The sequence below is a fragment of the Streptomyces sp. NPDC003247 genome (assembly GCF_042888135.1).
Classification (GTDB): domain Bacteria; phylum Actinomycetota; class Actinomycetes; order Streptomycetales; family Streptomycetaceae; genus Streptomyces.
In genome coordinates, this window is the sequence record NZ_JBIAPF010000006.1 from 267,688 (window position 1) to 280,442 (window position 12,755).

Sequence of the window (12,755 nt, forward strand, 5' to 3'; positions counted from 1 at the left end):
CGTCAGCCTTTTGCTGATCACAAAGAGGTGAGGCACATGGCCAGGCTCCGTACGGGTGAGGGAATTCTCCGCCGCAAACCCATTGAGCACATCGAGGAGACGGAACTCGTCGAGGGCACCCGGCTGGAACGGTCGCTCGGGCTGTGGCAGCTCACCGCGATCGGCGTGGGCGGCATCATCGGCGCGGGCATCTTCACCCTCGCGGGCACCGTGGCGAACGGCACCGCCGGGCCGGCCGTGCTCATCTCCTTCCTCATCGCCGGTGTGGCCAGCGCCGCGGCGGCGCTGTCGTACGCGGAGTTCGCGGGGCTCATCCCGAAGGCGGGGTCGGCGTACACGTACGGCTACGCGGTGCTCGGCGAGATCGTGGGCTGGTTCATCGGCTGGGACCTGCTGCTGGAGTACACGGCGATCGTGGCGGTGGTGGCGATCGGCATCTCCGGCTACTTCAGCTTCCTCGTCGGCGAGACGGGCGCCGACCTGCCCGCCTGGATGCTGGGGGCGCCCGGCACCGGCGGCGGGCACCGCATCGACCTGTTCGCCGCGCTGCTGTGCCTGCTCATCGCGTACCTGCTGAACCTCGGGATCAAGAACGCGGCCCGCTTCGAGACCGCGGTGGTCGTGCTGAAGGTGCTGGTCGTGCTGCTGGTCATCGGGGTCGGCGTCTTCTACATCGACACCGACAACTACACGCCGTTCTTCCCGTTCGGCATCAGCGGCGCGTTCACCGGTGCGGCGACCGTGTTCTTCGCGGTCTTCGGCTACGACGCGATGTCCACGGCGGCCGAGGAGTCGAAGGACGCGCAGCGGCACATGCCGAAGGCGATCCTCTACTCGCTGGCGATCTCGATGGTGCTGTACGTGGCCGCCTGCCTGGTGCTCACGGGCATGCAGGACTACAAGGACATCGACCCGGAGAGCGGGTTCTCGACGGCGTTCAAGTCGGTGGGGCTGAGCGGGCTCGCGGATGTGATCGCGGTGGGTGCCATCATCGGCATCCTGACGGTCATGTTCACCTTCATGCTGGGCGTGACCCGCGTGTGGTTCGCGATGGCCCGCGACGGGCTGCTGCCCGAGTGGTTCGCCAAGACGCATCCCACACGGCACGTCCCGACCCGCGTCACCTGGATCGTCGGGTTCGCCTCGGCCTCCATCGCCGGGTTCCTGCCGATCGGCGAGGCGGCCGAGCTGACCAACATCGGCATCCTGCTGGCGTTCGTGGTGGTGTGCGCGGCGGTGATCGTGCTGCGGTACCGGCAGCCGGAGCTGCCGCGGACGTTCCGTACGCCGTGGATGCCGTTCGTGCCGGCGGTGGGGATCGTCTTCTCGATCTGGCTGATCACGTTCCTGCGGTGGCAGACCTGGGTGCGCTTCGCCGTGTGGTTCGCGCTGGGCCTCGTGATCTACTTCGGGTACTCGTACCGGCGGTCCGAGCTGGCCCGCCGTTAAGTGGTGGGCAGGGCACCGACGTCCGGGGCCTGCTCGCCGAAGTGTCGCCGCAGATGCCGCCGGACGAACCGGTCGCCGCTGCGCAGCAGGTAGGCGCGGCCCGCCGCGGTGCGGCCGAGGACGTGGTACCGCAGGAGGTTGGCGGCCAGCAGGGGCGGCACGGCCCAGGGCAGGGAAGCGGGCAGGCCCAGGTCCCGCATGCCCCGGCGGCCGAGGAAGTAGCGCAGCATGCTCAGCAGCCGCGCCCGGGCATAGGCGCGGCGCACCCGGGCGAAGCGGGTGAAGTGCAGGGAGCCCTGGGCCGCCACGAGGGCGTTGGCCAGCGGCGGGCCGGCCGCACCGCCGTAGCTCTGGGTGAGCAACAGGTGGTAGTTGAAACGGTGTTGCGCAAGCTCGCGGTCGAAGAGCCAGTCCTCGTCCACGCCCATCAGGTGGCCCACGTACTTCCACAGGTGCATCAGGGTCCGCGACTCGGCGCGTGTGACACGGACCCCGAGGAGCCGGACTCCGAGCAGCTGGACCGCGTTGAACAGGCCGAGCGTGGCGGCCAGGTCGGACCGGTTGACCGGCAGCCCCCAACGGTCGGTGTCCCAGCGCCCGTTCCGCTCGGCCGCGTGGTTGACCAGGGCGTGCATGAGGCGGACGTGCACCGTGAGGCGGAAGCCCTGGCCGTCGCGGCGCATCGCGTCGTGGCCGGTGACCGCGGTCGCCCACTGCTGGGTCTCGGCGATCCGGCGCAGTGCGGATCCACCGGTCAGGCCGCCGGTCTCGACCAGCAGATTGGGCGGTCCGTCGAACCGGTAGGAGCCGATCAGTGCCAGCTGCAACATGACGTCGGCGGAGTTGCGGCCGAACCTGCGGGCCACCCGGCCGCCCTCGTCGACCAGGTCGAAGTCGACCCAGGCCGGTACGGCGTCGACCGCGGCGAAGAAGTCGCGCAGCGCCCGGGGCGCCGACGGCACCGCGTCGATCCCGTCGGCGAGGGCGCGCCGGAACTGTCTCATCGACACCCTCTCCGGATCCGCCGCGTCGGAGGTCCTCATGGCGCTCGCCAGCGCCGCCCCGATCTCGTCGCGTGCCATGAGCCGCTCGCCGATGGACGCCAGCAGGGCCGGGTCCACGCCGCCCCGGCGCAACAGGAGCATGCGCAGCGGCCTGCCGAGACGGCGGTTGAGGCTCTCGGTCTCGCGGAAGCGTCGCGGGTACGGGGGCGTGGGCGGGGGCGCCGTCAGGTCATCCGGCCCGACGGGGCTCTCACGCTGCGCGGGCTCGTGTGCGACCATGTGTCGATGCTGACGGCTTCTCGTACTCGCGTTCAATTCGCGTTCTGACGCCCATGTCATCGCCCCGTCCCGGCGCGCGGCGCACCACGGCCGCTCGCGTCCCGCCGCGCAGGACGCCGCGCCAGGAACGGTCCCGGGCGATGGTGGAGCGGATCCTCGACGCCGGTGGGCGGGTCCTGGCCGAACACGGCTACGAGGGGGCGTCGACCAGCCGGATCGCGGCGGCGGCCGGGGTCAGCCCCGGCTCGCTGTACCAGTACTTCCCGCACAAGGACGCCATCGTCTCGGCGGTTCTGGAGCGCTACAGCGACGCACTCGTCTCCCGTGTCACCGCCCGTATGTCGGGCCAGTTCGAGCAGTCCGCGCCCGTGGTCGTCCGGAGCACCCTCACGGCGCTGCTCGACGGACTCGACGTGGAGCCGCCGTTCCTGCGTGCGGCGGTCGAGGAGGGCCCCCGGCTCGACGACGGTCGCACGCTGCGGGCCTTCGAGCAGCGCGTCGGGGAGCTGGTCCTCGCCTATCTGACGACACGGCGCCGGGGACTGCGGCCGGACACCTCCCTCGACACGGCGGTGTGGATGCTGGTGCGCACGGTCGAGCACCTCACCGTGCGGTATCTCCTCGACCGGCCGCCGATCCCGAGGGAGCGGTTCGTCGAGGAGCTCACCCACCTCGCTCTCAACTACCTCAGGCCGGCCTCGTGACGCCCGCCGGGGGCTCGGCCGGGTGGGTCAGAGACTCACGGCTTCGCCCGGCCGGAGGGCGAGGGCTTCGTACGCCTCGGGCGCGGCCGCGTCGAGGAAACGGGACAGTTCGTCGGGCCGGGTGTCGTAGAAGCCGGTGATGTGGAATCCGTCGTAGTGGATCGGCACCGCGATTCCCGCTCCCAGCAGTCGCGCGGCCACGGCCGCGTGCTCGGCGTCGAGCGAGGCCGGGTACGGGCTCGCCGGCTGGCAGTGCGGGAAACACACGGTCGGTCCGTTGATGGGCGTCAGCACGGCGTCGAAGGGGCCGAACCGGTGGGCGGCGCGCCACCAGTAGCCGTGGAACATGCTGTCGCCCAGGTGGATGACGCGCTTTCCGCCGGCCTCGACCGCCCAGGACACCTGCGGGTCGCCGAGCGCGTCGACCGCCGGGACCGCCGCGACGGTGAACGGTCCCACGGTGGTGGTCTCCCACAGTCCCATCGCCCGGCGGGGCAGATCCCAGCGGGTGAGTTCGCCGTCGGCCTGGAGCGTCCAGAGATTCTCGTGGTCGTCGCCGCCGAAGGGCCGGGGGTGCAGCACCGTGCCTCCGGGGCGCAGTGCCCGGGCGAGCGCGGCCGCGTCCGTGTGGTCCCGGTGCAGGTGCGTGCAGAGCCCCGCGAGCACATCGCCCTGTGTGTGCGGGGGCGTGACCGTCGGCATGGGGGCCGACAGGCCGGTTCCCTCCAGGACGCCTTCGGGCCGGCCGAGCAGGTCGATGACCAGGCTCTCGCCCTGCGCTTCGAGTTCCACTCCGGCCCAGCCCAGCCATCTGATCCGCACAGCCGCCCCCTTGACGTACGATCGTTCGCCAAAATTTAGCACACGGTCGTTCGCTAAACACCCGGTCCGAGGACATCCGCCGACGCCGCGGCGCACGCCGCTCCCGGCCGGGCTAACGACCCCCCGAGCGCAGTAACCGGCCCCTGAACCGCGGATCCTTCGCCGAGGCGCCCGGAAGGCGAGCCCACCGGCCTCCAGGGGCCCTCCTGTCGCGCCACGGCGATCGAGTCGAGTGGCACGCCGCCGGTGGACGACGGATGCTGAAGCCGGTTTCGGGAGGCCACGCACAGGTGACCTCGCAGCGCCCGGACGGCCGTGGCCGCGCAGCGGACCGCACTCGGGGCGAGGCCACCGGACGCCGGGCACACCGGTCGACGCCGATCAACATTCCCTCAAGGAGTTCGCATTGGTGGACAAATCTGCCGAGTCTCTCACGACGACCATGCCGAATGAATCCGCAGTCGCCACGTGCAGCACCAGCGTCTCGCCGGCGGAACGGACCCCGCCGGCGGACAGCAGCCCGTCGAGAGTCGTGGAGAGGGAATTCGCCGAGATCCTCGCCGGCGTCATATCCGTCGACCAGGTGCCGTTCGACAGTGATTTCTTCACGGACCTCGGCGGCAATTCACTGGTGATGGCCCAGTTCTGCGCACGGGTCAGGAAGCGCGCCGATCTGCCGTCCGTGTCGATGAAGGACGTCTACCGCCATCCGACGGTCCGCAGCCTGGCGACGGCGCTCGCCGATACGGACGTCACGTCCACCACCGGTACCGCCGCGCCGCACGTCACCGCGGGTTCACCTGACCCGACACCGCCGGAGGCGGGTTCTCCGGCCGGCGCGCTTCAGTACACCCTCTGCGGAGCGATGCAGTTCCTGCTTTTTCTGGCCTATTCGTTCACCGCCGCACTGATCACCGCCCGCGGCTATGAATGGGTGTCCGCGGGATCGGATCTGCCCGACCTCTACCTGAGATCGGTCGCGTTCGGCGGCGCCGCCCTCGTCGGCATGTGCGCTTTCCCGATCGCGGCCAAGTGGATCCTCGTCGGCCGGTGGACCGCGCGGGAATTCCCGGTCTGGGGCCTGACCTATCTGCGCTTCTGGACCGTCAAGGTGCTGCTCCACGCCAACCCGATGGTCTTCTTCGTCGGCAATCCCCTGTACGTGCTGTACCTCCGGGCCCTCGGCGCACGGATCGGCAAGGATGTCACGATCCTCTCCCGCTCGGTCCCGGTCTGCACCGACCTGCTCACCATCGGCGCCGGGACGGTGATCCGCAAGGAGTCGTTCTTCCTCTGCTACCGGGCGCACGCCGGCCGCATCCAGACGGGCCGGGTCACTGTCGGCCGGGACGCGTTCATCGGCGAGAAGACCGTGCTCGACATCGACACCTCCCTGGGCGACGGGGCGCAGCTCGGCCACACGTCCTCGCTCCACCGGGGCCAGGCGGTCCCGGACGGCCAGCGGTGGCACGGCTCTCCGGCGCAGCGCACGGACGTCGACTACGTGCGGGTCCCGCCCGCCCCGTGCGGCGCCCTGCGCCGGGCCGGCTTCGCCCTCGCCACCGTGGTCCAGCTGTTCCTCCTCGCCGTGCCGTTGGCCGTCGGGGGACCGTACATGCTGCTGACACAGGTGCCCGCGCTGAGCGACCGGCTGGGCCCGGGAGCTGCGGGGCTCGTGTCGCCGGAGCTGTACATCGACGCGTTGGTCGTCTCCTCGGTTCTCTTCTTCGGATGCGTCGTCGTGGGCGCCGCCGCTCTGTTCGCCGTTCCCCGTCTGATGAATCTGGTCATCGAACCGGACAGGGTGTATCCGCTGTACGGATTCCACTACTCGACGCACCGGGCGATCACACGCATCACCAATGTGAAGTTCTTCAAATGGCTGTTCGGTGACAGCTCCTACATCGTCCACTATCTGCGCGGCCTGGGGTACGACCTGTCCCAGGTGGAGCAGACCGGGTCGAACTTCGGCACGGAGGTGCAGCACGAGACCCCTTATCTGTGCTCCGTGGGAAGCGGCACGATGGTCGCCGACGGCCTGTCCATCGTCAACGCCGACTTCTCAAGTACGTCGTTCCGGGTGTCCCGGGTGTCGATCGGGCCTCACAACTTCCTCGGGAACAACATCGCCTATCCGGCCGGGGGCAGGACGGGCGACAACTGCCTGCTCGCGACGAAGGTGATGATTCCGCTCGACGGCGAGGTACGCGAGGGGGTGGGTCTGCTCGGCTCACCGTGCTTCGAGATTCCCCGGTCGGTGGAGCGCGACTCCCGGTTCGACCACCTGCGGACCGGGGACGCGTTGCGTCGCAGCCTGGCCGCGAAGAACCGCTACAACATCCGGTCGATGGTCCTCTTCCTGTTCGTACGGTGGCTGTACTTCTTCGTGCTCACGGCGGTCGGCTTCGCGGACGTCGAACTGTACGACTCCTTCGAACATGTGTCGATCGCGGCGTTCCTGGTGTTCAGCCTGGTGTTCACCCCCCTCTACTACGCCCTGGTGGAGCGTGCCGTCGTGGCCTTCCGCGGGCTGCGACCGCGCCTGTGCTCCATCTACGAACCGTACTTCTGGTGGCACGAGCGGCTGTGGAAGGTGCCTGACGAGCACCTCCAGATTTTCAACGGCACCCCGTTCAAGACCGCGCTCTGGCGCCTCCTGGGGGTGCGGCTCGGCAGCAGGGTCTTCGACGACGGCTGCTACATCACGGAGCGGCAGCTCACCACCATCGGCAACGGCTGCACCCTCAACGTGGGGAGCAAGGTCCAGTGCCACTCGCAGGAGGACGGCACGTTCAAGTCCGACCGCAGCACGATCGGCGACGGAGTCACCCTCGGTATCGGCACCCACGTCCACTACGGCGTGACGATGGGCGACGGATCGGTGCTCGCGCCCGACTCCTTCCTGATGAAGGGGGAGGAAGTCCCCCGGCACGCGCGGTGGGGCGGGAACCCCGCCGCGGAGATGCGGGACACCCCCCGTCCGCCGGCGGCGACGACGGCAGTGCAGCTGCCCTGACCGGCGGCGACAGCGACAGACACGGTGGCCTTGGCGAGTGGAGAGGGACGGAACGATGGCAACGCGAGCAGTGGCGGATCGGGAGTTCTGGCGCGGTGTGCTCACCGCCGGAGGACCCACCACGATCCCGCGGTGGACGCTCCGTCCGGTGACGGGCGTCGCCGAGCACGAGAGCACGGTCCCGGGCGACGTCATGGAGGCCGTACGCCGGTTGGCGAAGGCCCTCGCGATACCGGTGGACTCCGTGCTGCTGGCCGCGCACACCGTGGTCGTCGCCGCGCTGTCCGGCGAGCGGGAAGTCACGACCGGCTACGTGCCCACGGAGGGCGGCCCGCCGTTGCCCTGCCGGCTGACGACGGCACCGCGGTCGTGGCGGGCGCTGCTGGTGGAGACCCATCGTGCCGCGGCGGAGGTGCGGTCCCGTCAGGACTTCCCGGTCGACGGCCTCGTTCGCGAGCTGGGGCTGACCCAACCGTCGTTCGAGACCGTCCTCGATCCGCACGCGGCCTCCGGTCCCCGCCCGGCCGGCGTCGGCGGCGGCCTCGACGCGGACACCGTGCTCCGGGTGGGATTCCCGGAGCACGGCGGCCGGACCGCGCTGCGGGTGCGGTACCGGACCGACGTGCTCGACGCGGACTGCGCGGCCAGGATCGCCGGTTACCACCTCACCGCGCTCGCGCTCATCGCCGCGGACCCGGAAGCCGAGCACGCGCGGCAGAGCCTGCTGTCCGCCGAGGAGCTCCGGTTCCAGCTCGAAGGACTGGCCGGACCGCGTCGCACCCTGCCGGACGCCCGGGCGCACGAGGTGTTCGAGCAGCGGGTGAAGGACCACCCGGACGCCGTCGCCGCCATGCACGGCGACCGGCAGTGGACCTACCGGGAACTCAACGCCCGTGCCAACCGGCTGGCACGGGCCCTGCTGGCCCGCGGGCTGCGGCGCGAAGGCGTCGTCGCGGTGGTGACCGAGAGGAACCTGGACTGGATGGCCTCCGTCCTCGCGGTGTTCAAGGCCGGAGGCGTGTACCTGCCCGTCGAGCCGCGTTTCCCGGCCGACCGCATCGCGGCCATGCTCACGCGCGCCGAGTGCCGGCTGGTGCTCACCGAACCCTCCGGCACCGACTCGCTCGACCGGGCCCTGGACGCGCTCCCCGGCGTCCACAAGCTCGTCATCGGCACGGCGTACGACGAGGGCCACGCCGACGACGACCCGGGCGTCGCCGTCACCGCGGACCAGCTCGCCTACATCTACTTCACCTCCGGCTCCACGGGAGAGCCCAAGGGCGCGATGTGCGAGCACGCCGGCCTGCTCAACCACCTCTACGCCAAGATCGACGACCTGGAGATCGGCGAGGGCCGCGTGGTCGCCCAGACCGCGCCCCAGTGCTTCGACATCTCGCTGTGGCAGCTGCTGTCCGCGCTCCTGGTCGGCGGCCGGACCCTGCTGGTAGAGCAGGAGGTGATCCTGGACGTCGAGAGGTTCGTCGACCGGATCGCCCGCGGCCGGGTCGCCGTGCTCCAGGTCGTCCCGTCGTACCTCGAAGTCGTCCTGGCGTACCTGGAGCAGCACCCGCGTGAGCTGCCCGCCCTGCGGTGCGTGTCCGTGACCGGTGAGGCGTTGAAGAAGGAGCTGACGCAGCGCTGGTTCACGGCCGAGCCCGGCATCAAGCTGGTCAACGCGTACGGCCTGACCGAGACCTCCGACGACACCAACCACGAGGTCATGGACCGGGTGCCGGACCGCGAACGGGTCCCGCTCGGCCCCCCTGTCGGCAATGTGCACGTCTACGTCGTCGACGAGGGGCTGTCGCCGGTGCCGCTCGGCGCGCCCGGCGAGATCGTCTTCTCCGGTGTGTGCGTCGGCCGCGGATACGTCAACGACCCGGAGCGCACCGCACAGGCCTTCCTGCCCGATCCGCACCGCGCGGGAGCCCGGCTGTACCGCAGCGGCGACCACGGCCGCTGGCTGCCCGAGGGCAAGCTGGAGTTCCTCGGACGCCGCGACACCCAGGTCAAGATCCGTGGCTTCAGGATCGAGATCGGGGAGATCGAGAACACCCTGCTGCGGGTGCCCGGTGTCCGCGACGGCGCGGTGGTGGTCGTCGAGGGACCCGACGGGGGCAAACGCCTCGTGGCCTTCTGCACCGGCCCGCGGCCCTGCCCCGCGGAGGACCTGCGGGACCGGCTGCGCGCATCGCTGCCGCCGTACATGGTGCCGTCGGCCTTCCACTGGCGGGAGCGGCTGCCGCTGACCGCCAACGGCAAGACCGACAAGAGGGCACTGGCGGCGCTCGCGGCGGACCTCGACGCCGTCGAGGACGTCGACGACGGCCACCGGGCGCCGGGTACGCCGACCGAGCGGCGGCTGGCGGCCGCCTGGGCGGACGTGCTCGGCATCCCGCAGGACCGGATCGATCGACGGGACCACTTCTTCGACCGGGGCGGCACCTCGCTGTCGGCCGTGAAGCTGGCGATCACCCTGGACCGCGCGGTGTCGCTCAAGGACGTGACCCGTCATCCGGTCCTCGCCGATCTGGCCGCCCTGGTCGACGGCAGGTCCGACCGGCGTCCCGGGCTGCTCCAGTGCCTGTACGAGCCGGAGGGCACACCGACCGGTGTCCTGGTGTGCTTCCCCTACGCGGGCGGCAACGCGGTGAACTTCCAGCCGATGGCCAGGGCGCTGCGGGGCAGTGGGATCGCCGTCTTCGCCGTCGAGCTGCCCGGTCACGACGTGGCCGCCGAGAGCGAGCCCTTCGCGCCGTTCGAGGACGTCGTCGCCCAGGTCGTCGCCGAGATCGCCGACCGCGGCCTGTCCGACGTCCTGCTGTGGGGTCACTCCTCGGGCGCGGCCTTCGCCGTGGAGACGGCCAGGCAGCTTCAGGAGCGCGGGCGGGACGTCCGACGGGTGTTCGTCGCCGCTCTGCTGCCCGGCGACACCGCGGGTCCACGCGACGCGGTCACCGAGCTGAGCGCGCGGAGCGACGCCGAGATCGCCGCGAGGCTGAGCCGGGACGGCGGCTGCACCCAGCTCCACGAGCTGGACGCGCAGCGCGCCGCACACGTCGGTGCCGCCTACCGGCACGACTTCGTGTCGGCGCACGGCCATCTCGCCGGTCTCCTCGACACTCCCCCGGTGGTGAAGCTGTCCGCGCCGCTCACCGTGGTCGTCGCCGCCGACGACCCGGTGACCGCCGGTCACCCACGTCGCCACCGCGACTGGGAACTCCTCGCCACCCGCGTCGACCTGCACGAACTCGACGAGGGCGGCCACTACTTCCTGCGTACCCGTCCGGCCGAGGCGGCGCAGGTCGTCCTGCGCGCCACCGAACTGCTCCCTGCTCCCTGAGCGGTGCACGGCCGCACCCCACGCACATCGAAAGGAATACGGGATGTCCCCCACATCACCGGCGTCGCCACTGGACGACGTCGAGTTCAGACCCGGCCGGCCCCCGGTCCTGCGGGCCGCCACCCCCGGCGACGCGCCGGGGTGGGCGGCCGGGCACCGGGAGGCGCTGCGTGCCGTCGTCGCCGAGCACGGCTGCGTCCTGGTCCGCGGCCTCGGGCTGCGCGACGTGCCCGGGGCGCGCGCCGTCTTCGAGCGGCTGAGCACCGGGCTGATGACCGAGCGGGAGGCCTTCGCGCCCCGGCAGGCGTACGCGGACGGCGTGTACTCCTCGGCGCAGTGGCCGCCGAACCAGCCCATGTGCATGCACCACGAGCTGAGCTACACGCTCGAGGTCCCCGGCCTGATGCTGTTCGCCTGCCTCACCGCGCCCGACGAGGGCGGGGCGACCGGAGTGGCCGACGCGGCGACCGTGCTGGAGCAGTTGCCCACCGAGCTGACCGACCGCTTCGAGCGGGAGGGCTGGCTGCTCACCCGCAGCTACAACGACGAGATCGGGTCGTCCGTCGGCGAGGCGTTCGGCACCGACGACCGGGGCGCCGTCGAGCGGTACTGCCGCGCCAACGCGATCGAGTACGACTGGCGGCCCGACGGGACGTTGCGCACGAGGCAGCGCCGCAGCGCCGTGACGCGCCATCCGGTCACCGGCCGGCGCTGCTGGTTCAACCAGATCGCCTTCCTCAACGAGTGGACGCTGGCGCCCGAGGTCCGCGAGTACCTCGTCGAGGAATACGGCGCCGACGGGCTGCCCTTCAACACCCGTTTCGGAGGCGGCGACCCGATCGGCGAGGACGTCGTGCAGCTCCTCAACAAGGTGTACGAGGCCAACACCGCACGCGAGCCCTGGCAGGCCGGCGACCTGATGCTCGTCGACAACATCCGCACCGCGCACAGCCGGGAGCCCTACGCGGGGCCGCGCGACGTACTCGTCGCGATGGCCGACCCGGTACGACCGTCCGCGTCCTCGCCGACCTTCCAGGAGACAGCCCGATGACCAGCCGTCCGACGACCACCGTTCCCACCGACGTGACCGCGTCCGTGACGACCGAGCCGCACCCCGTGCCCCCCTTCGCGGTGATCTCCGGCGCCCAGGTCCAGCAGGTGCTGGCGGGGCGCGAGAAGGCGATCGTCGACTTGGTCGAGGCCACCTACCGGCTGCACGGCGCCGGCGACTCGGTGAACCCGCCGTCGTACTTCCTGCGGTTCCCCGACCGTCCGTCCTCCCGGATCATCGCACTGCCGGCCTCGATCGGCGGACACGTGCGGGTGGACGGACTGAAGTGGATCTCCAGCTTCCCGGAGAACGTACGGGCCGGGATCCCCAGGGCGTCCGCCGTGCTGATCCTCAACGACCGGGACACCGGCTACCCGTTCGCCTGCCTGGAGAGTTCCGTCATCAGCGCCACCCGGACGGCCGCGTCGGCGGCGCTGGCCGCCGACCGGCTCAGCCGGGGCCGGACCCGGCCCACGCGCGTCGGGTTCTTCGGCACCGGCCTGATCGCCCGCTACATCCACACCTTCCTGGCCGGCAACGGCTGGTCGTTCGACGAGATCGGCGTGCACGACCTGGCCGCCGACAGCGCGGCCGGGTTCCGCCACTACCTCGAACGGTCGGGCACCACGGCCCGGATCACGGTGCACGACGGCGCCGAGGAGCTGATCCGCGGCAGCGACCTGGTGGTCTTCGCCACCGTCGCCGGTGAGCCGCACGTCAGCGACCCCACGTGGTTCTCCCACGCCCCCCTGGTGCTGCACGTGTCACTGCGCGACCTCGCGCCGGAGGTCATCCTCGCCTCGACCAACATCGTCGACGACGTCGAGCACTGCCTGAAGGCCGACACCTCGCCCCATCTGGCCGAGCAGCTCACGGGCGACCGGGACTTCCTCCAGGGCACCTTGGACGACGTGATGGCCGGGCGGGTGACGGTGCCGGCGGGCCGGCCGGTGGTGTTCTCGCCCTTCGGCCTCGGGGTGCTCGACCTCGCGGTCGGCAAGTACGTCTACGACGAGGTGGTGCGCTCCGGAGAGCTGCACGTCGTCGACGACTTCTTCCACGAACTGCGGCGGTACGGATGAGCGTC

The 12,755-nt window shown here is 71.0% G+C and carries 8 protein-coding genes; 6 read left to right on the forward strand and 2 right to left on the reverse strand.

Features of this window, described 5'->3' with window-relative positions; all coding sequences use genetic code 11:
• Window positions 1-36 precede the first annotated feature (36 nt).
• Entirely contained in the window at window positions 37-1,449 is a 1,413-nt protein-coding gene (locus ACFYWQ_RS22130; protein ID WP_389518572.1) for an amino acid permease, read from the forward strand.
• Here ACFYWQ_RS22130 and ACFYWQ_RS22135 read toward each other — a convergent pair.
• Complete coding sequence (locus tag ACFYWQ_RS22135; RefSeq protein ID WP_389518573.1) at window positions 1,446-2,732, reverse strand: oxygenase MpaB family protein; 1,287 nt, start codon at window positions 2,730-2,732, stop codon at window positions 1,446-1,448. The two genes, ACFYWQ_RS22130 and ACFYWQ_RS22135, sit on opposite strands and share 4 nt — an antisense overlap.
• Before the next feature lie 53 nt (window positions 2,733-2,785).
• Between ACFYWQ_RS22135 and ACFYWQ_RS22140 the strand changes: the two genes are divergently transcribed.
• Window positions 2,786-3,436: a TetR/AcrR family transcriptional regulator gene (locus tag ACFYWQ_RS22140; protein ID WP_389518574.1), complete on the forward strand. Its 651-nt coding sequence runs from the start codon at window positions 2,786-2,788 to the stop codon at window positions 3,434-3,436.
• Window positions 3,437-3,463: 27 nt separating this feature from the next.
• Here ACFYWQ_RS22140 and ACFYWQ_RS22145 read toward each other — a convergent pair whose 3' ends face one another.
• The gene (locus ACFYWQ_RS22145) at window positions 3,464-4,258 is read right to left on the reverse strand and encodes an MBL fold metallo-hydrolase (RefSeq protein WP_389518575.1); all 795 of its coding nucleotides are present in this window, start codon (window positions 4,256-4,258) and stop codon (window positions 3,464-3,466) included.
• A 442-nt stretch (window positions 4,259-4,700) separates the two neighbouring features.
• Here ACFYWQ_RS22145 and ACFYWQ_RS22150 point away from each other — a divergent pair, with 442 nt between their 5' ends.
• The 4 genes from ACFYWQ_RS22150 to sbnB are packed head-to-tail and all read left to right on the forward strand — an operon-like array spanning window position 4,701 to window position 12,750.
• Window positions 4,701-7,274, forward strand: a complete 2,574-nt coding sequence (locus ACFYWQ_RS22150) for a Pls/PosA family non-ribosomal peptide synthetase (RefSeq protein WP_389518576.1) — start codon at window positions 4,701-4,703, stop codon at window positions 7,272-7,274.
• Window positions 7,275-7,329: 55 nt separating this feature from the next.
• Window positions 7,330-10,617, forward strand: a complete 3,288-nt coding sequence (locus ACFYWQ_RS22155; RefSeq protein ID WP_389518577.1) for an amino acid adenylation domain-containing protein — start codon at window positions 7,330-7,332, stop codon at window positions 10,615-10,617.
• A 43-nt stretch (window positions 10,618-10,660) separates the two neighbouring features.
• The gene (locus ACFYWQ_RS22160) at window positions 10,661-11,668 is read left to right on the forward strand and encodes a TauD/TfdA family dioxygenase (RefSeq protein ID WP_389518578.1); all 1,008 of its coding nucleotides are present in this window, start codon (window positions 10,661-10,663) and stop codon (window positions 11,666-11,668) included.
• On the forward strand, window positions 11,665-12,750 hold the full coding sequence (gene sbnB / locus ACFYWQ_RS22165) for a 2,3-diaminopropionate biosynthesis protein SbnB (RefSeq protein ID WP_389518579.1): 1,086 nt from the start codon (window positions 11,665-11,667) through the stop codon (window positions 12,748-12,750). The genes ACFYWQ_RS22160 and sbnB overlap by 4 nt, the downstream gene beginning before the upstream one ends.
• Window positions 12,751-12,755 lie beyond the last annotated feature (5 nt).